General features: G+C 41.1%; 15 protein-coding genes and 1 pseudogene. All 16 read right to left on the bottom strand.

What is annotated here, in order from left to right:
* Positions 1-204: 204 nt before the first annotated feature.
* Positions 205-1,178 (bottom strand): annotated as a pseudogene (locus L1285_RS10935) (IS3 family transposase); the annotation flags it as partial.
* A 119-nt stretch (positions 1,179-1,297) separates the two neighbouring features.
* On the bottom strand, positions 1,298-2,362 hold the full coding sequence (locus L1285_RS10930) for a glycosyltransferase (RefSeq protein WP_235412356.1): 1,065 nt from the start codon (positions 2,360-2,362) through the stop codon (positions 1,298-1,300).
* Positions 2,359-3,435 carry a glycosyltransferase gene (locus L1285_RS10925; protein WP_235412355.1) on the bottom strand — a complete coding sequence of 359 codons (1,077 nt, stop codon included), beginning with the start codon at positions 3,433-3,435 and terminating at the stop codon, positions 2,359-2,361. Before L1285_RS10925 ends, L1285_RS10930 begins: the two co-directional genes overlap by 4 nt.
* A gap of 9 nt (positions 3,436-3,444) precedes the next feature.
* Positions 3,445-4,515 carry a glycosyltransferase gene (locus tag L1285_RS23865; RefSeq protein WP_235412354.1) on the bottom strand — a complete coding sequence of 357 codons (1,071 nt, stop codon included), beginning with the start codon at positions 4,513-4,515 and terminating at the stop codon, positions 3,445-3,447.
* 8 nt (positions 4,516-4,523) lie between these two features.
* Positions 4,524-6,467 (bottom strand): asparagine synthase (glutamine-hydrolyzing), encoded by a 1,944-nt coding sequence (gene asnB / locus L1285_RS10915; RefSeq protein WP_235412353.1) that lies wholly within the window; start codon positions 6,465-6,467, stop codon positions 4,524-4,526.
* Positions 6,455-7,624, bottom strand: a complete 1,170-nt coding sequence (locus L1285_RS10910; RefSeq protein ID WP_235412352.1) for a hypothetical protein — start codon at positions 7,622-7,624, stop codon at positions 6,455-6,457. The genes asnB and L1285_RS10910 overlap by 13 nt, the downstream gene beginning before the upstream one ends.
* Positions 7,617-8,723, bottom strand: a complete 1,107-nt coding sequence (locus tag L1285_RS10905) for a glycosyltransferase family 4 protein (protein WP_235412351.1) — start codon at positions 8,721-8,723, stop codon at positions 7,617-7,619. The genes L1285_RS10910 and L1285_RS10905 overlap by 8 nt, the downstream gene beginning before the upstream one ends.
* A 12-nt stretch (positions 8,724-8,735) precedes the next feature.
* The gene (locus L1285_RS10900; protein ID WP_235412350.1) at positions 8,736-9,929 is read right to left on the bottom strand and encodes a glycosyltransferase family 4 protein; all 1,194 of its coding nucleotides are present in this window, start codon (positions 9,927-9,929) and stop codon (positions 8,736-8,738) included.
* Positions 9,922-11,079 carry a UDP-galactopyranose/dTDP-fucopyranose mutase family protein gene (locus tag L1285_RS10895; RefSeq protein WP_235412349.1) on the bottom strand — a complete coding sequence of 386 codons (1,158 nt, stop codon included), beginning with the start codon at positions 11,077-11,079 and terminating at the stop codon, positions 9,922-9,924. Before L1285_RS10895 ends, L1285_RS10900 begins: the two co-directional genes overlap by 8 nt.
* Before the next feature lie 11 nt (positions 11,080-11,090).
* On the bottom strand, positions 11,091-12,326 hold the full coding sequence (locus L1285_RS10890) for a flippase (protein WP_235412348.1): 1,236 nt from the start codon (positions 12,324-12,326) through the stop codon (positions 11,091-11,093).
* A 4-nt stretch (positions 12,327-12,330) separates the two neighbouring features.
* Complete coding sequence (locus L1285_RS10885; protein WP_235412347.1) at positions 12,331-13,356, bottom strand: NAD-dependent epimerase/dehydratase family protein; 1,026 nt, start codon at positions 13,354-13,356, stop codon at positions 12,331-12,333.
* Between the two features lie 75 nt (positions 13,357-13,431).
* A complete protein-coding gene (gene tviB, locus L1285_RS10880) occupies positions 13,432-14,700 on the bottom strand; it encodes a Vi polysaccharide biosynthesis UDP-N-acetylglucosamine C-6 dehydrogenase TviB (protein ID WP_235412346.1) in 1,269 nt (422 codons plus the stop codon).
* On the bottom strand, positions 14,697-15,737 hold the full coding sequence (wecA, locus tag L1285_RS10875) for a UDP-N-acetylglucosamine--undecaprenyl-phosphate N-acetylglucosaminephosphotransferase (protein ID WP_235412345.1): 1,041 nt from the start codon (positions 15,735-15,737) through the stop codon (positions 14,697-14,699). Before wecA ends, tviB begins: the two co-directional genes overlap by 4 nt.
* A gap of 5 nt (positions 15,738-15,742) precedes the next feature.
* Positions 15,743-16,669, bottom strand: a complete 927-nt coding sequence (locus L1285_RS10870) for a Wzz/FepE/Etk N-terminal domain-containing protein (RefSeq protein WP_235412344.1) — start codon at positions 16,667-16,669, stop codon at positions 15,743-15,745.
* Between the two features lie 8 nt (positions 16,670-16,677).
* Complete coding sequence (locus L1285_RS10865) at positions 16,678-19,293, bottom strand: polysaccharide biosynthesis/export family protein (RefSeq protein ID WP_235412343.1); 2,616 nt, start codon at positions 19,291-19,293, stop codon at positions 16,678-16,680.
* Between the two features lie 115 nt (positions 19,294-19,408).
* Positions 19,409-20,209, bottom strand: a complete 801-nt coding sequence (locus L1285_RS10860; RefSeq protein WP_235412342.1) for a DUF481 domain-containing protein — start codon at positions 20,207-20,209, stop codon at positions 19,409-19,411.
* Positions 20,210-20,222: the final 13 nt, after the last annotated feature.

Genomic DNA, 20,222 nt, shown 5'->3' with positions numbered 1-20,222 from the left:
GAGTCGTCGACAAGAGTGACGATGTTGGTTAACCTGTTCCTTGTACTATACATGGACGCTTCACAAGACTCACACAAATGCTAACAGACTGAGAAAAGCATGGCCCCATTGATTAAACACATACAGCCATGTTTTAGGTGCACAACCTCCCTAGTAGTTGTTTATCTCTCGCTCCGCTTCCCTGATATGAGTCGTATGCTTTCAGTTACACTTTTTCAGGCTTCGCCATAGCCGTTCTATCATGACGTTATCGACCCAGCGGCCCTTGCCATCCATGCTTATCTTGATGCCGTTCTCTTTCAGTTTGCCCGTAAATACATCGCTAGTAAACTGGCACCCTTGATCTGAGTTAAATATCTGGGGCTTACCGTAACGTTGCAGCGCTTCGTCCAATGCTTCGAGGCAAAAATGCGTATCAAGCGTGTTCGATAGTTTCCACGACAATACCTTATGACTAAACCAGTCTATGATCGCAACAACATACACGAATCCTTTGGCCATCGGGATATAGCTGATGTCTGTTGCCCACACCTGATTTGCATACGTTACCTCTGTATCCCTGAGTAGGTAAGGGTAAATGCGGTGGGCTTTGTCAGGCACAGTGGTTTTCGGTTTTGGATACAAAACCAAGATCCCCATTAAACGCATCAGTCTCGTCACCTTCTTGCGGTTGACCTGGTAGTTTAACTTGGCCAGTTCGTCGACGATCCGCCGGCTACCCATGAATGGATACTTCAGATGTATGTCGTTAATCGCCTTCATAATGTCGAGCGTTTCCTGCGATTCACCTTTGGGCTTGTAATAGGCAGAAGCACGGCTAATTTCCAGCAATTCACACTGGCGTTTTAATGCCAGCGAATGTGTTTTGTCGAGTTTATTTTTCTTATGTGCTCTTGCTAACGACCGAGCACTTTCGCCAAAAAATCATTCTCCATTGTCAACTGACCGATTTTAGCGTGCAATTTCTCGACATCTTCATCTGATTGCTGACCAGAGTTAGATTTTCCGGTAAACAAGCTAGCGGCATTTTGTATCAGCTCGTTTTTCCAGGTAGTGATCTGGGTCTGATGAATATTGTTGTGAGCTGCCGAGTCAGCTATTGTATTATCACCTCTGGCAGCTGCAAGGGCCACTTTTGCTTCAAATTCTGACGAGTCGCTTATGTGCTCCCTGCTCATAATCTACTGAGTTTGTATTGGAATCAATAACAGATTATGTATCTAAATGCGTGTGCTAAATTTTGGGACCATCACTCATTATCGATTTGAAATTTACAAACCACTATGAAATGAGTGAACTACAATATGCGGCTCACCGCATTAAACTTATCGTTTGCATCGTAATTCACTCTGGCATACACAACACAGCGTTCGCTAAATGCTTGATACTCTTTATCGCTTAAGTCAATCAAGTCTGCCACCTTTTTAGTTGCAAGCGCCACATCACCTAATGGTACAACGATCCCATTTATGCCATTTTGTACGGCATCCCGGCAGCCCGGTACATCAAAAACTAAGCTTGGGGTGCCCGATGCAGAGGCCTCCATAACAACCACGGGGAACCCTTCATGCCGGGAAGGTAATAACAATAGATCAGCCTTAACTAACTCATCTTGTAGATCACTCACATAACCATGAAATTGAATTCTGTCCCCGAACTCTCGCTTCAAAATATCTAATTGTTCTTTGCTTAGCGAAGTTGGATTGGCTGGGTAAATATCACCAAAAATATCAAGTTGAACATCAACGTGGCGAGCCAGAAGTCCCCTTAATATCTCCACAGCTTCATAGATTCCTTTGTCACTGATCAGGCGGCCAGCAAACACCATTGAAAAAAGTGCTTTCTTATGCTTTTTCTGAAGTGTGTACTTGTTTAAATCAAGGCCGATGCCTCCTAAAACAAGATCTTCGCCAGAGCCTAAAATTCTGTACTCATCATTGTTCATAAAGACTCTACGAAACCCAGGCTTTGCTAACAACCTTACGACCTTCGCGAATGCTTTTGAACGATATAGTAAAGTACCCAAGCCTTCGATAAATAGGATGGTCTTTTTCCTAAATAACCAAAGTGCGGGGTATGCAAGCAAGAAAGTGGTAACGAAATGACACATGATGACATCTATATCATGTTCAGATACAACCCTGCGCACTAACTTAGTTAACCCAAGTGCTTTTTTAAAGTGATTTTGTGGCTGTAAAGAAACAACATTCACACCTATTTTCACTAGTTTATCTATCGACTCCTGACAGTCGTGAATACAGACCACTGAGACAGAGTGACCGTTATCGATGAGTCTTCTAATAGGATACTCTCTAAAGCTCCAGGTTGTTTTAGCTGAGTTCTGGACTATTAGAATATTCATGTACTTGCCTTAACTTGGTTGTATAACTGCTCATATGACGCCACAACATTTTCCATCGAAAATGCATCTGCAGCATAACGAGTTCGCTCAGATCGGCTCTTTTTGTCGAAAGAAAACGTGCTAGCTTGCTGCATCGCTTGAGCAAGAGCGGCTGCGTTAACTTCAGACGCTAAAACACCATGACAACTCACAACGCTGCTACAATCCCCCACATCCGTAGCGGCTATAACCAAGCCAGCTACAAGCGCTTCACCAACCACATTAGGAAAACCTTCTTTCCTGGAGGGACTGACATAAACATCATATGAGGATAACACCTCCTGAATGGACGTACTTACCCCATGTAATTTCACTTTATTAACGATATCTGGATAGTGAGTCTTTAGTTGCATTTCTTGCTCATTGACTCCATACCCATAGCAATCCAAAGTGGCATCGCCATAGCTTTTAAGATAGAGGTCAAAAGCAGAAAACAAAATATCATGCCCCTTTGCAGGATGGTTCCGGGCGACATTTACGAACTTCACTTTACCCTGAGTACTAACATCGGGATAATTCAAACTAAACTTATCGACATCAAAACCATTTGGAATAAATTTTGCTTTGTGGCTCTTATAACCAATCCGTTCATGCTGCAATATACCTCTTTGGCTATTATGGCAAATAAACATAGGAACAAAACTTAACCAACCGGCTATCCGTATAATAATACGGGTCATTAGTTTATCAGACTTATGACCATCTAAAGTTTGCCTCACGTTCCAGATTGTCTTCTTCCGCCCGCTCAGAAATAAAGAAAATATAAATGAATGATACATCCAAGCCATAGTTACATCCGGTGAGAAACTCTTTACCCTTTGTGATAATTTAGCAAGCCGAGTAAAAACATCGAGTTTTTTTGGATATAAGCATATAACTTCCACACCAAGATCTTCCAACCTATCTTTATAAACGCCATCTCCATTTAAACAAATAACGATATGATTATGATGAGGTTGAGCTTGAATGAGCTTATATAGCATAGCTTCCGCCCCGCCCATTCCTAAACTGGTAATAATATGTAAAATATTCATTGTAACGCTCTATAGCCGGCGGAGAAGTTCGGAGCAGTATTCTGACTCTGAATGTAGTGGCAAGTTTAAGCGAGTAGCGGATATCCCCTTTTGAAGACAACTGTCAATTTTCCGAGCTAACTCTTGCGCATTACCAACACTAACTAAATTATCTTCGGGCATCAGTTCACTGACAGCACCAGGGCAGGCAGTCGCCAATAAGTGATTCTCTAGCACTGATGCTTGTATAAGCGCATTGGGCATCCCTTCAAGCCTGGATGTTTGAACAAATATAGAGGACAACTTAAGGTAGGGGAACGGGTTTGACTTATGTCCAAGTAAAAACACGTTATCTTTAAGGCCCTTTTCCGCTATTAGCTTACTCAAAGCCTCTTTCTCTTCACCGTCACCTATAATAACCAACTTTGTACGACTCTTCGATTTGGTTAGCGCATATGCCTTGATCAACATTTCATGATCTTTTACTTGATGCAATCGACCCAAAGCAGAAATAACGGTGTAGCTTTCTGGTTTAAAAGGCAGTTCCCAGGCAACATCTGCCTTCGCCATTTCCTGCAACTCAACGGCATTAACTGGATTTGCTAGTATATGTACATTGCGACCAACTCGATAGTAATTTTCTATATCTGACGCTATCGTTTTCGATGGCGCAATAACTAAATTACTAAACCTATAAGCCCATGATATCAAAGCACGAAAAGCATACTGGCTAACCGAGCTTCGCTGTGAAGCTGCAGCCGAAGGCATAGTCGCTTCACGGGCAATTAATTTAACCTTTTTACCACTCAAGATAATTGACAACTTACAAAACGCTACCATATACCCCAAAGAGCAAAATATCACGTCGACATTATGTTCACGTATGTACTTTCTCAGTTCTAATATTGCTTTTGAGGCCTGCACTGAGCCTGCCACTTTCACTTTAATAGATGTACTCAACCTTGCCCTAAGTGGGCCTTGGCCATTTAGTGTGAACACGTCCACTTTCTGAGCATTTTGCTTCAAGCCATTAGCAACCATCACAGCGATATTCTCAGCCCCTCCAGCTTCAAAAGAGGGTGTAACAACAAGTATTTTCACTCGAAACCTTACTTTGATATTTTGCCATGGTGAGTATTTTTATACCAATCCTGAAACATTAAAACAGTCCAAAGTTTAGAGCTGTGATCATAGCGTTCGGATATATGCTCTTTCCACATTTCATCTACTTCATCAGCATCAAGAAATCCCTGACGCTGCAGCACTTTTCTATCTAGCAGGTCTTCCGCCCATTCCTTTAGCGGCCCCTTTAGCCATGCCCCTAGTGGAACACCAAAGCCTTTCTTTGGCCTATCGAATAATGCTTGAGGCACATATCGATTAAGTACCTGCTTAAGTATCCATTTATCCTGACCATCACGCACCTTCATGTTCAATGGAAGTTCCCACGCAAACTTTATGATTTCCGAATGCAACATAGGTACTCGAGTCTCCAGACTGACCGCCATAGCCGCCCGATCAACCTTAGTGAGAATATCACTAGGAAGGTATGTGACTGAATCCAAAAGCATAGCAGATTGCCTCAGATCAAGTCGCTCACACGCTTGTGCTAATTGGCCAAATGGTAAACTTGTAGGATCTACATCGGTTTTCCAATAACTCATTAGCTCCATATAAAAATGAGCAAACTTATCATGCTCAAGATAACGTAGCCCTAAGTTAAAATAATCAAATTTTTTCTGCAAAGCAGGAAGTGATGATAAGCCTTTATGAATGAACTTTTCGGGAACGAAGCCAGCAAAGCCAGCCCCAAGAGTTCTGATTGGTTTAGGTATTTTTCGCGTTTTATGCCATAAAGATTCAGCCAGCTGATAACGCGAATAACCACAAAAAAGTTCATCGCCTGCATCACCAGAAAGAGAAACAGTGACCTGGCTTTTAGCTAACTTGCTCACCAAATAGGTTGGTATCTGCGATGCATCAGCAAAGGGTTCATCAAAAATGTCTTTTAGCTGCGGCACTACGTTCAGTGTATCTTGCTGAGATACGTATAGCTCAGTGTGATCTGTACCTAAATGCTCAGCAACACTCTTGGCAAACTCTGCTTCGTTGTAGTCTTTTACGTCAAAACCAATAGAAAACGTTTTAACTTTACGCGAGCTCTGCGCCTGCATAATGGAAACAACCGTAGAAGAGTCAATGCCGCCAGAGAGGAAAGCGCCCAAAGGCACGTCTGATAACATCTGATCTTTGATTGAAGTCGTCAAAAGCTGATCTAAGCGGTCAATATTTTCTGCATCAGACTTTCCCTCTAGGGTCGATGACTTGCTTGCGTCTGTTGCTACTTTAGAAAACGACCAATATTCGTTCTGCTCTACCTGGAGCTCACCGCTTTTCTTAGACACTCTGATATAGTGTCCAGGTTCAAGCTTTTGAACCTGCTGATAAATCGAGTACGGTGCAGGAATAGACTTAAATCGCAGTAGCATAGATAAAGCTAGCTTATCAATTTCACCCTGCCAAAATGGCACGGCCTTCAGAGTATTTAACTGAGAGCCAAACACGAGACCTTCAGGGAAGTTCGCAAAATATAGAGGCTTTTCACCAACTCGGTCCCTAGCAATATATAACTCGCTGTTAGTCGAATCCCACAAGGCAAAAGCAAACATCCCTTCAACTTTGGTGAGCGTTTGTTCTACACCAAAAGTAATCAAAGCACGAAGCAAGACTTCTGTATCTGATTTACCAATGAACGTAGCACCTAATGACTCAAGCTCAGCCTTGATTTTAAGAAAGTTATATATTTCACCATTAAAGACAATCTGATACCTTTTGCAAGGACTTTGCATAGGCTGAGCACCATGCGTTGATAAATCGTGAATAGAAAGACGGCGATGTGACAGCCCCAAACCTTTGTTTTCGTCAAAATAAACGCCAGAATCATCTGGACCACGAGAAAGCATCTGCATTCCCATTAAGTCCAAAATTTCCTCCCCTTTTGCCACATCAATTGCATTGGGGTCATTCAGTAAAAAACCAGCTATACCACACACGAGGCATCTCCATCATCATTAATATTTCTAGCAGCTCTCTTTTCAATCTTTTTCATAGCATGTTTGCAGACACAGAATAAAAAATGAAACTGAGCTAATGCAATCAAAGGTATAAATTGATATCTGTGCCTTGGCCCCTGCAGCTCAGGAAGAATAGAGTACAATCCCAAGCAAACGAAAAAATAAACTACAATTACTTTGCCTACTTCGGAACATCTATAAACTCTATAAGCCCCAAACAAAAGAGGAATAAACATAAATAGGTTAAAAAATGAAGACAAAAATAAGTACTTATAACTATCGACAATTCCCCAAGGCTGAGGAGTAAGTAAAAACCGTATGGCCCCTGATACAAACCCGAATGGGTTAAGCAAGGAAAAATCCACCTTAGGTATTATATACACTAGAGCCACCGCAGAAATTAGAGAAAAAACACACATAACAAAAATACTACGATAAAGGATCAGCACCAGCAAAATTACCGAGACCAAATATAACACAGGAATGTAGAATCTTATCCACAAAAACATAAACAATATAAGCAATATTAAAATCAGACTTGTAAAATTTTTCCCTCTAAAAAAAACGATCGTTTGATATAACAGAGACAAAGTTAAAAAAACCACCAAGGTCCCTTTAACATTTATTAAAGAGCTCCAAGTTAACATGTCCAAATGTGTAAGAAAAAAAACAGTACACCACTGTGAATACTTCAAAGATGCTTCAAGCCTAACAATCTTAAAAAAGATCACTCCAGACAAAGCAGAAACTAATATATTCAATGCTATTGGTGCGTAATAGACATGTCCGAAAACCTCAGTTGCTAATACATTCCACCATGTATAAAGAATATGACGCCCACCAGAGATGGCCATCATACTAATATAACCATCCAAACTAAACGTTAACTCAGATAAGCTATAGCTTTCAGAAAGCTCAAATGCATGCTCCAGATAAGTTATGTCATCTGAATGAGTCCAAGATGCCCCTAACAGACCAGAAAAATACAAAAAAAACAGTGCGCATTTTATTAAAGCGACAGTACATGCCTGCTTAAAAGACAAGGTATAACGCAGAATAGCGAATATTAGTAGCAATAAAGTAAGGCTAAGTAATAAAAGCTCAAAACTAAACGTTCTAACACTTAAATCAACCATTTATCACATCAAGCCAGTTGTTAATAAACTTATTTATAGAGAAGCGCTCTTTTACTTCAAGTGCATTTTTCGAAAGCTCTTTCCTAATCCCCTCATCTGAAAACAATACTGTTAAATGCTCAGTGAGTGCATCAATGGAGGGCTGGATTAGAAAACCATTTGCACCATTTTCAATGATATCTCTCGGACCAGTGTCACAATCAAAACTAACAACAGCTGTGCCATGCGCCATCGCTTCAACCAACGCATTAGGGAAGCCTTCGAGTTCCGACGTAAGCGCAAACGCGTCAGCCCTATTATACCATGCATCAATGTTACCAGCCTTACCAGGCAAGGCGACCCTGTCTTGCACTCCAAGCTCGCGAATCAGTTGTTCCAGGTTTTCGCGCTCAGGCCCTTCGCCCACTATTACCAGCTTCCATTCAGGATGGCATTTCAATACTGGTGCAGCAGCTTTAATTAAGACCTTGTGGCCTTTTTCTTTTCCCAACCTTCCAACAGTTAGAAGAAGTTTTTGATCTGCTCTTATAAATCGTTCAACTGGCAATATTGGCTTGCTAGTTTGAAGCGGCAGCTCAACAGGGTTAGGTATGATAGTTACAGATTTACAATTCGTATTTTGACTAGCCCACATCTCTGACTCTGAGCTCAGTACAACTAATCGACTCAAGTATCCGTATGCGTATTTCCTAATTAACTCCCACCCTCGGCCCAAAGGCACCTTAGGCGGATAACTTCGTTCAGAACCGATATATTCGCAGTTTCTACCACCAATACCGGCCAATGCAACATGTACAGCTGAGTGACTCATCATCCCAACAACTGCGACGGGCGCTTCTTTTTTAACCAACCTCCGCAGATGGCGTACTATTTCGATATTATTAATAACTCGTCCAATAGCACCTTTAACTTCTCCCATCTCAGGTAGTTGGCTTCGCTCGATTGCAGGATCAAGATAATAAAAATCACTCTGTGCTGACTTATGAGTCAGCAGAATAACGCGATAACCTTGCTTGACTAAATTATTAGACAAGATCGAGGTCACGCGCTCTGCGCCGCCCGAGGACATACTATGAATAAATATTACAATTGTTTTCATAGCGTTACCAATTTACTTTATAGAAGCTTCAGTACGAATAGTATAAGAAACAAACTTCTTAACCACTTCCTGGGCAGAGAATTGAGCATGGAACATTCTTGATGAAGCCTGTTTGAGTTTGTTTACATCTTGCTCTGCGATCTTGACCATTGCATTAACCAGCTCGTACGGAGAATCACAATTTACCAAGTAACCATTCTCTCCTTCCCGCACAAGATCGGATGCGCCTGTATCCTTTGACAAGATCAGAGGCGCCCCTGCACCGAGAGCCTCTAATGCAAACATACTTTGTCCTTCATACCTAGATACCAATATGACAGCATCTGACGATGCCTGTTTTTTCCTGATGTCTTCGTTAGGCAACCTGTCAATGAAGTTCACAGCTTCCATCAGTTCAAGTTTATTGGCCATTTCTTCAAGGCGGACCTTGTACTCACCACTCCCAACGATCTCGACCAAGATTTGCTCAAATATGTCAGGTCTGTCATTTTTCAGCACAGAAATTGCCTGAAGTACTAGATCAAAATTCTTTTGATTTACCCCCGCTTCATTCATTCGACCCAATGTAAAGAAACGGACTTTGTTATCACTGTCAATCACACTTTCACAACTATATGGCGATACTATATTAGGAACGATGTCGTAGTTTTTGTATGTAGATAGAACGCTATCTCCCAGCCAATGTTTCTTTGCGAAATCGATATAAAAGCTATTAGTACTGAGTATATTCTTGAGCGCCTTCGCATTTCGTTTCGTTAGCCAGAAGTATAATTTGGACAATATCGATTTACCATACATGTACCCTTCCGTTTCTGATGTTGCATGAATTCTGACAGATAGGCGTTTAAGTTCCTCATTACTCAATTTATTCAAAATTATTGATAACGCAATTGGATTCTCAAACGTTTCCACCAGGACATGATGAAATCGTCCGGACGTAATTTGTTCAACCACCTGTTTAGCCAAGCTAAACTGCCTAACAATACTGCTATACTTTTTCAAGACTTTGGCTTCAGGCACACGTATCACTTGCAGCCGGTCATGGACAAGCTCTTTTTCACCGCCAAGAAAGGAGGTTGTCACTACAGTCACGTTTATATCACCCCGCTCTAATAGAGCATTGGTGAAATTTGAGATCGCATTCGCATAGCCGCCATTAACTGGGTAAAAATCAGGGGCAACAATCAAGTAGTTTTTATTACTCACAAGGCACTCCAAAAGCAGGGATTGCTTTTCCTTCGGATACAGCAAGCTTTGCTTGTTCTGCAAAATCAATCGCTTCTTCGATGACTTTTTCCATATCCATATACCTATAAGTAGCAAGTCGACCAAGGAAAGACACATTTGTGGTCTGTTTGGCTTTTTCAAGGTACATACTTAAAAGATCCATATCACTTTTCAGTCTCTTAGGATAATAGGGGATATCATTCTCTGACGTCTCTTTACTGAATTCATAGAAAACAGATGTTTTTTCATGCTCTTCCCAAGGTGCAAAGTGTTTATGCTCATGGACTCTGGTGTATTTCTTATCTATACCTGGGTAATTTATAACTGCATTACCCAAAAAGTCACCTTCGTGTGTTTCTTTTTCCCAGTATACGGTTCGATATCCTAATGAACCAAGTTCGAAATTAAAGAACGCATCCAGCGGACCGGTATAAACCATGTGGTCATACTCTTGCTCCATCCCTTCTGAGTACTTACAGCCAAGTTCCACGCTGATATTATCGTGCTGGAGTATATTCTCAACAACACTTGTATATCCGTGCCTAGGTATACCCTGATATTTTTTATTATAGTAGTTATCATTATAATTAAATCTGACAGGTAACCTTTTTAATATAGATGCAGGAAGGTATTTAGGCTCAGTTCCCCACTGTTTGATGGTATAGAATTTAAAGAAAGCTTCATAGAGCTCCTTACCGAGCATCTTGAGTGCCTGTTCTTCAAAATTCTGAGGTTCTATAATAGAGCTATCCCCCAACTGTTTAATAAACTCTTCAGCTTGAGATGGGCTCATAGCTTTATTAAAAAACTGATTAATAGTGTGCAGATTTATCGGCATGCTATAGACGCGCTCATTCACGCAGGCCTTAACTCTATTAATGAAAGGAACGAACTCACCAAATCTATTTACATAGTCCCAAACAAGTTCGTTTGATGTATTAAAAATATGTGGGCCATATACGTGCACCATTACATTGGTATCTGAATCTCGTTCAGTATGACAATTACCTGCAACATGATTTCGTTCATCAATGACCTTAACCTGATGCCCAGATTCGGCCATTTCACGGGCAAACACTGCACCAGAGAAACCAGCACCAATTACTAAAAACTTCTTATGACTAGCCATACCACTCACCACTAAATATAATTTGATTTTTTAATGTAAATAAACATTAATATAGTAACTAAAAATTCCGCACTAAGCGTGGTTAGTGCTGCACCGTTTGCACCGAAGTAATAACAAAAAGGATAAACAACCAACAAGGCTAAAATAGCACCCGATAATATAATGCGATTAAATGGCTGAACTTTCCCTTTGGCTATCATTACCTGCGTTCCCAAAACATTTGAGATACCCACAACCAAAGGTACAATTGATAAAATTTCTAAAACAGGCACTGCTGCCAAAAATGCTTCTCCAGCTAATAGAAGCACTAAATATTCAGATAGCAGGAATAAACTGAGGCTAGCACTTCCTCCTATCCCGATAACTAACATTAAAGAAATTTTTAAAAGCTTACCTGCCTCTGCTTCATTTGAATTTTGCAAGTGACTCATGCGAGGAAAAATAGCTGCTGCGAATGGCCGCAGAAGAGACTGTGCTGCAGTTCTAAAGCGCTCCGCAAGCTTATAAAAACCGACGGCTTCATGCCCTGCAACGACCCCAAGCAAGAAAGGCACACAATTGGTATACAACGCAATCCACACTTTTGAAAGAAATAAAGATGTGCCTTGCCTTAGTACTTGGTATACCGAGCTAAAAGATGGTTTAACCCAGATGACTATCTTTTTCTTATAAAAATAAGCAAACGTGAATATACCTGCAATAACACCTGAAACCGACTGAATGAACAGTGCCAATTTAGCGTCTTGTGGGCCAGAGACAAGTATAAAAACAGGGAGAATAAGGACACAACGAGAGGCCACCTGAATTACTGCCAGTGCTTTTAAATTCTCCAACCCCTGTAATAGCCACTGAGGAAACAACAATTGGCCTACCAAGCTTATGCTAGCCACCAACAAATATTGCGCATCTATGCTTTCCCAGTTAACAAAAGCACCAAGAGCAGCAACAATGATAAAAGATATCCCAAGCAACAAGAGCTGCGCAAAAAATGTGGACCAGAAAATACTGCTATATTGACTTTTGGAGTCTCGAGCAACAGCAACATCCCGAGTTGCTGACCATGAAAATGCATAATCAACCAAGATGGTCAAAAATTGAACAACCACTTGTGCAAAAGCAATTTTACCCCATTCATCAACGCCCAATACCCGAGTCAAATATGGTAACGTTACAAACGGGATTATATACGTTGCGATTTGCAGCCCTGTCATGGCTGCAATGTTTACTTTAAGGCTAACTGCTTTCATTACTTTAGCGTGCTAGAAAACGCTTGTACCAAGGCATCGCCTTGCTTATCCCCTGAAGGATGTTGTGAGAAGGAGCATATCCCAATTTTTCACTCGCTTTCGATATGTCGGCTTGTGAGTGCCTGACATCTCCAGCCCGAAAATCTCGGTAAACAGGCTCATCAGTTACTGAGATATCGTTCTCAGCAAGCGCAGCAACGATTGCTTGATACAGCGCATTCAATGTTGTTCTATCACCGACAGCCACATTGTAAACTTCATCCTTCGCGCTGTCTGGTGCTGTTGCAGCCAGGATATTCATTTGAATCGTATTTTCGATAAAACAAAAGTCACGACTAGTTTCACCATCGCCATTAATGAAAACGTCGTCACCCGTTATCATTGACGATGTCCATTTTGGTATTACCGCTGCATACGCACCATTTGGATCTTGACGTTGACCAAATACATTAAAGTATCTTAAGCCAATCGCTTTAAATTGATACGTTCTTGCGTATACACTCGCATATAGCTCGTTGACATACTTTGTTACAGCGTATGGAGATAAAGGGTTGCCAATATTTTCCTCTACCTTTGGTAGAGCTGGATGATCACCATAAGTTGAGCTGCTCGCAGCGTAGGTGAAACTTGCAACACCTTCATCTTTAGCTGCATTCAACATATTAAGAAAACCACTAATGTTGGTCTCATTTGAAGTTATAGGATCAGCGATTGATCTGGGGACAGAGCCGAGCGCAGCTTGGTGCAATACATAATCGACATCTTTAACGGCCGCCTCGCACGTCGCATGATTTCGAATATCGCCTTCTATGAAGGTAAACCGTGCCCACTGCTCTGATGACACAAGCCCTTTGACTTCATCTAAATTTCGCTGGTGACCTGTCGCAAAATTATCTAATCCAACAACAGTTTGATCTAGTTTTAGTAACGCTTCTAACAGGTTTGACCCTATGAAGCCTGCAACTCCAGTTACCAGCCATACTTTTGGAGATTTAATTAAGTCTTGCTTTACTTCTTCGAAACGGCTCACTTTTCTTTCCCATAAAAAATATAAGGGCTTACCGTAGGGAAGCCCATATCAATTCAAATCATGCAGTCTTGATGACTATAGCCTAAGGTCAACATCACTCTTATCGAGTACATATTTTAAATCATATAAAACATGCGACTCTTTTCCATATGCCCTTATTGCCTCAGCGCCCAGAGCTTTAAATTGGTTATGTCCCACCGCGATGATAATTGCATCATAACTGCCATCTTTAGGTGTGTCTGTCAACTGAATACCATATTCAGCTTCAGCATCTTTGCTGGCACACCATGGGTCTACTACGTCTACATCAATGCCATATTCATTTAACTCTGCAATGATATCGATCACTTTGGTATTTCGAAGATCAGGGCAGTTTTCCTTAAAGGTCAGTCCCATTACGAGTACCTTAGCTCCCTTAACATGGATTCGTTCCTTCAGCATTTTTTTAACTAACTGAGAAACGACAAACTCCCCCATACCATCATTCAGCCTTCTTCCGGCTAAAATCATTTCAGGGTGATAGCCAATAGACTGTGCTTTGTGGGTTAAATAGTAAGGATCTACTCCAATACAATGACCTCCCACCAAGCCAGGACGGAAAGGTAAGAAGTTCCATTTTGTACCAGCCGCTTCCAGCACTTCTAGCGTGTCAATTCCTAACTTATTAAAAATCACAGACAGTTCATTGATCAAAGCAATGTTGACATCCCGCTGAGTATTTTCTATCACTTTTGCAGCTTCAGCCACTTTTATACTAGAGGCTTTATAAGTGCCGGCAACAATAACAGACTTATATAATTGATCTACTTTCTCAGCTATCTCAGGTGTAGAACCACTGGTAACCTTCAGTATATTTGTAACTCTATGCTCTTTATCACCCGGATTAATACGCTCTGGAGAGTAGCCAACAAAAAAGTCTTTGTTAAAAGTAAGCCCTGAAACACTTTCAATCACAGGGACACAATCTTCCTCTGTAGCCCCTGGATACACTGTAGATTCAAATATCACGATAGCGCCAGGCTTGATAACCCTACCAAGCATTTCGCTTGACTTTTTCAGCGGTGTTAAATCTGGCATTTTATGCTTATCGATAGGTGTAGGCACAGTTACAATGAAAAAGTCACAATCGTTCAGTACTTTTTCATCGCTGTGATATTGCAGATGCTGCGATCCGCTTAGTTCCTCATCGCTTACTTCCAGAGTCGAATCATGACCAGCTTTTAGCTCGTCAATTCGTTTTTGGTTAATATCAAACCCAAGTGTTTGATACTGTTTACCAAACTCAACAGCTAACGGGAGGCCGACATAACCAAGCCCAATTATTGCTACTTTTGAATCTTTCATAACTTAATCTTTCGAATCCAACTTAAAACTTTCCAAATATGAATTAGTGTATAGCTGTATATTCCAAATATTGTTAAGAATATTAGAAGTGCTATCCACTCCGGACAATCGTACTGTTCAATTAAAAGCCCTAAAACCGCCATCGAACCAGAAGATAAACTGACAATAAATAAAGTGGCCTTTTTAGATAAGCCTAGCCTTTCAAATATATGATGCAAGTGATCTCTGTCTGGCTTGAATGGTGACTCACCTTTTCTTATTCTTCTTACCATGATCGCAGCCATGTCCATCAGTGGAACAGCCACAATAAACAGTGCTACAACGGGCTTCATTACTTCTTGAGCTACACATATAGCGATAAACCACATAACGCTGAAACCAATAAACATAGTTCCGGCGTCACCCAGAAAGACCTTACCTAATTTAGGGAAAAACAAATTATGGATCAGAAAGCCGATAATTGCCGGGATAAACAGGATACTTAGCAGATACCAGTCATTTTCAGCATGGTATAAAAGCCAGCTTAGACTCAAGAAAGCTGTTAGGCTCATCATACCAGCGAGGCCATCAATCCCATCAATCATGTTAAATGAGTTTACAGATGCAATGTAGGCAATTACCGTTAAAACAATGCCAAAACTGCCAAGTTCAACAATACCAAACCCAAATAAATTTCCAACACCATAAATATAAATGCCACTACCCAATGACAAAAACAATGCGCATGATGCTTGAACAAATAATCTGATTCTTACTGACAAATCAAATTTGTCATCTAAGCTTCCTAAGACCAAAATAACCAAAGATACGATAAAATACAGATTAATTAAATCAAGCTGAAGATTTAAGAATCTTGATACACTAAATAAAGCAGTAAAAATAACAATACCACCAACTAGAGGTACAGAACCTTTATGCGTCTTTCTTTTACATGGTTTATCTACTAACCCGACTGCTATAGCGCAATACCTAAAACTCTGAGTTAGTACCAACGTTAGGAAAAATAAAGATATTAATAGCTCAAAATTCACTTGCATCTGAATCACTTAACTCGGCAAAATAATAAAACATAGGCGATTGAGAATAAAAACCCAAGTATTCCACCCACCAAGCAGATAACAACCCTGTTTGGTGCTGCTTTTAATTCTGGTACTATTGCGGGGTCTAGTGTTTCAAAAATGTATTCCTTTCTTACATTTGCCAACATTACAGTCTCAATCTGCTTCTCAATAAGCTCATAAAGCTTTTCTTTGAGAGAAAGGACAGACGTGTTCTCTATTTGCCCTTCCAGATAAAAACGGTTACCCTCCGCTAACTCAATTGCCTTCTTTTTCATTTTTGTGTTAATTTCGTATATCACTTTATCAACTATGAATTTTGCAATCATGGGCGATTGGTGTAAAAAGGCAATTCTCACAACCCCTTTTTTCGTGTCTTCAAACACTGAAAACTGATTAATAAACTCCTGATACGCTTTTTGCCCTGAAGGTTCAGCACTTTCCCCATCAATTTCGGCCCACGTATCTTTTTCCTCTGAATAAATATCCTTATTAAAATACAGTTTTCCACTATTGTAATCATAGCGTTCAACTGCAAAGAGGTACTTCTTCAAACTATATTCGTCAATTATATCAGTAATAAACTGCCTTGACTTAAGAGTAGCCAGCGCTAATTTTGCCTCAGAGCTATCCCCACCAGATAAATTAACACCTGCAATAGCAGCTATTCCAGACAATCCACCCGATAATGAAGATAGTCCATCACCGGACTTATTGCTAACCGTTATCAAAGTAGCTTCAGACTTAAATATATTAGGAAGAGACAATGAATAAACAACTGCCAAAACAGAGAACAGAAATGAAATACCTATCAGTTTCCACTTATTACTCATGAACAACTGAAAAAGTAGCTCAAAGTCAAGGCTATCATTACTTAAGTTAGCTTCTGTGTTTCTAATCTTCTCATTCATGGGATAACTCACTTAATGTTTGCCACAGCTGCAACACCTACACCTAGCTGGTAAAATATTTGAGTTGCGGTGCTCCATAATGTCAAATTATCCATGTGAGAGGCATCCAAAGGTACAACTATCGTGTCGCCAGCTTCAAGCTGTACATCGTTATTAACCGCAAACCATGAGCCTCGATTCGGGATTGATACCGCACCGCTCGCCTTGATGACATATATCTTATCTACATCGGCCCTGTCTCTCATTCCCCCACTGAGGTCAATATATTGTTCAATAGAGGTACCGGCTCTAAACAAGTGTGAAGAGCTATAATTAACTTCGCCAATTATTGATATTGAATCACGTTTACCCGGAACATAAAGCGTATCTCCATCTTGCAGTACAAGCGAGTCGGTCCTCTCCATAATACTGGGCAAATCAATTACCAGTCGCCCTATAGCCTGTACACTTGCAAGGTCTCTAAGCAACTTATTTGTTTCGTCGTAACTCAGCGATGTATTTGTTCCGATTGACTTCTGGAAGCTCCTTGCTGCAATGTCTTTACGTAACTCATCAGATAAGCGTGCTAGTTGCTTTCGTTCCTGCTCTTTTATTGATTCGCGTGTAAATATTGCCGCTTTTGGATCAGCGAATTGTGTAAGTCCACCCGCTCGCTGCAGTAGACTCGACAACCCCTCTCCACGCTTCACGATGTATTCACCTGGAAATACGACTTCACCTCTGAGGTGAACTTTATAGTCATCTTGCCAGCTTGGTTTCATAAGGATATTAACCGTATCTCGCTCCTCAATAACAAAGGGCTTTTCTTTGTTATCCGTATGCAAAGAAGACTTAAAATGTTGAATTTCACCACTGTCAGTTATCCGGGTAATTTCAGCAAACTCCATATAGGCAGAAGACAACAAACCACCGGCGGCCTGAATAACATTATCTATATCCATCCCTTCTGAGATTGGATAATTACCAGGAAAGCGAACCTGTCCAACAATTTCAACAGTTTGCTTTTCAACGCCAGTAGAGGACTCGAATTTTAACTGAGCCATTATAGGTGACAGCAAGGCCTCTCGCCCAAACACAGATGGTGTATAGTCTTTTTTATTTTTTTTATCTTTTTTCTTTTTAGACCCTGACACTTGATCCATCGCTAAATCAAATGATACCTTTTTTTCAAATTGACGCCTCTCATATAGATGCCAAAGCTTTACCTTCCTTTGTAACTCTTGCTCCTCTGCAGTCATCGCTAAGTCTCTAAGCACTTCATCTTCTTTCTCTTGCGAGTTGAATCGGCTGAAGATGTAAACCTCGTCATTTTTGTGCAAAAGAATGCTTCTTGTGTTCAGCGCCTCTCGTAGTGAAAACTGAAGGATCTTTACTTCTCCCAACTCCTCAGCTTCTCTGACTATTATCGAGTAAGATAAATCTGATTGTGGCAGCAGGTCTGATTTTACATCAGTAATATATGAGTCAAGTGTTGCGCCTTCATACCATTGATAGTTTCCGGGCCTGGTGACAGCACCAATGAGTGAAATAGAGTCAACAATGTCACTATTGATTGCCTGAACTTTTATTGCATCCCCACCTTTTGGCGTATAATCGACCTGCTCTCCCCTGAAATCGACTGATATAACAGACTTGACTGCATTATCACGTACCCTGGTAACCTGAACGCGTTGTAGGAAGGCATCCTCTTTGAAACCACCAAACATTCTTGTTAGAGATTCAGCGGTGTCTCCTTCTTTCAACTCAAATATCGCTGAGCGTTTTACCAATCCTTCAACAGATACTTGCGGGCCTACAGTGGGTATAAATATGACATCGCCCGATTGCAGAGTCACATCAGAACGGGCATCTCCTTGTAACAACAGGTCATATAAATCGATCTTTGATACGGTTTCCCCCTGTCGCTTAACCTCAATATTGCGAAGTGATGCAAGTTTTGTCAGTCCACCACTAGCAAAAAGCGCATGTGTTACATTTGATAGCGGAGACAAAGTATAACTGCCAGGTCGATAAGCCTCACCAACAACTAACACTTGTATACTTCTTAGTTCAGCAATAGATACGTACACATCTGCACCAATGGCTTCGTTTTTAACTTTTTCGCCAATAATAGCTTTTAACTCAGCATACGTAAGACCAACAACCTGTATTGGCGAGAACCCTGGAATATGCAGGCGCCCCTCCATGTCTACGGAGACCTCATGAGTTGCAGTGTCTTTTCCATAGAAGCTAACAGCAATCACGTCACCGCTTGAAATAACGTAGTCATTTGGCACAGAGCGCATCTCGGAAGGCGCAAAACTACTGGGCTCACCGGCAAACAAGTCATATCCAAACGCTTCCAGCCTTTTCTCTTTTGGCGCCATAGGATCAACATTACCTTCCTGTACCTCACCCGAAACTTGGCGCTGAGAAACGCTCGGCTTGCTGCTGTTGGCCGCTTTACTGTTAGAATTCCCCATCGGCAAACTCGATAAATCAAAGCCATATTGCTTTGCCAGCGCTTGCTGCTGACTTTTTGGCAATTTTTTAAACTGTTCTATTTGTTGCGCGGTCGGTGTAAAGGCAATTGAAACCGCACTAAACACCAGCATGGTTGCTGCAAAAATACGTTTAAACGACATCCGGTTTTGATTCCTGTTTTACGATAAGCCAAAAAGATTGCGTATTTTACATAAAAATGACGCCATAAAAAAAGGGCTTATCGCCCTTTTTTTGATATATCTTTAGTTAATTATGTTAAAAGCTGTAAACTAGCGTAAGGGATGTTTCCGTATCGGTATTTTCCTTACCTTCGTCCACTGTTGAGTTATGGGTAATATTGTACGCCACTTTCATCTGTAATGAGCCGTTGATTTTCGTCATCAATGCTGACTCAGATGTCGTTTTCGTGTTGGTATCACCATACTCGACACCCACCACCTGAGTGAAACGTGCGTTATCCGACACTTGCCATTCAAAATCAACTTTAGCGACACCAATCACCTCATTTTCGGTTGTTCCAGCAAGCGGGTTACCATTTTCATCTATCTCAGTGCTGTCATCCTGATATTCAAAGCGCTTCATACCAGGACCGATTTCTGCGTCTAGGTACATAGTATCCAGGTTAAGCAGACGCAAGCCGTAACCGACTGAGACAACCGTTTCGCTGCGATAGGCGCCAAAGTAATCCGAATCGTAGGCACCATAGATAAACAGGTGGCTATGATCTTCGTTTAGCTTGTAGTTACCTTGCATCGACACTGAGTACTTCTCGTTGGTACGCTCACTGACTCGCTCACCATCGTCGTTTTCTATCTCGTCTTCTTTGTAGATCCCATCCAGCTTATACTCATTGCGCCAACTTTTAAGGTTGTGCTTGGCCTTAAGTGCGCCCTTGAGCGTCGTGGTTTCAGTATTACCACTGGTAATAATGGCCCCCACTTCACTGGTGATATCCCAGGTTTTTTGCTGTTTTGGCTTCTTTGCAGGAGCTTCTTGCGCAGCAACATTCGAGCTAATGGCTGCCAATACGCACAGAGATAAAAGTTGTAATTTCATTGCCTATAAACCT

The organism is Pseudoalteromonas sp. DL2-H2.2 (assembly GCF_021532535.1).
GTDB lineage: Bacteria > Pseudomonadota > Gammaproteobacteria > Enterobacterales > Alteromonadaceae > Pseudoalteromonas > Pseudoalteromonas rubra_A.
This window is presented reverse-complemented; position numbering and strand designations above follow the sequence as displayed.

Excerpts from the sequence above, each read along its gene's own strand:
- L1285_RS10930 (WP_235412356.1), bottom strand. The coding sequence starts at position 2,362 with ATGAATATTCTAATAGTCCAGAACTCAGCTAAAACAACCTGGAGCTTT.
- L1285_RS10925 (WP_235412355.1), bottom strand. The coding sequence starts at position 3,435 with ATGAATATTTTACATATTATTACCAGTTTAGGAATGGGCGGGGCGGAA.
- L1285_RS10910 (WP_235412352.1), bottom strand. The coding sequence starts at position 7,624 with ATGGTTGATTTAAGTGTTAGAACGTTTAGTTTTGAGCTTTTATTACTT.
- L1285_RS10905 (WP_235412351.1), bottom strand. The coding sequence starts at position 8,723 with ATGAAAACAATTGTAATATTTATTCATAGTATGTCCTCGGGCGGCGCA.
- L1285_RS10895 (WP_235412349.1), bottom strand. The coding sequence starts at position 11,079 with ATGGCTAGTCATAAGAAGTTTTTAGTAATTGGTGCTGGTTTCTCTGGT.
- L1285_RS10890 (WP_235412348.1), bottom strand. The coding sequence starts at position 12,326 with ATGAAAGCAGTTAGCCTTAAAGTAAACATTGCAGCCATGACAGGGCTG.
- tviB (WP_235412346.1), bottom strand. The coding sequence starts at position 14,700 with ATGAAAGATTCAAAAGTAGCAATAATTGGGCTTGGTTATGTCGGCCTC.
- wecA (WP_235412345.1), bottom strand. The coding sequence starts at position 15,737 with ATGCAAGTGAATTTTGAGCTATTAATATCTTTATTTTTCCTAACGTTG.
- L1285_RS10870 (WP_235412344.1), bottom strand. The coding sequence starts at position 16,669 with ATGAATGAGAAGATTAGAAACACAGAAGCTAACTTAAGTAATGATAGC.
- L1285_RS10865 (WP_235412343.1), bottom strand. The coding sequence starts at position 19,293 with ATGTCGTTTAAACGTATTTTTGCAGCAACCATGCTGGTGTTTAGTGCG.
- L1285_RS10860 (WP_235412342.1), bottom strand. The coding sequence starts at position 20,209 with ATGAAATTACAACTTTTATCTCTGTGCGTATTGGCAGCCATTAGCTCG.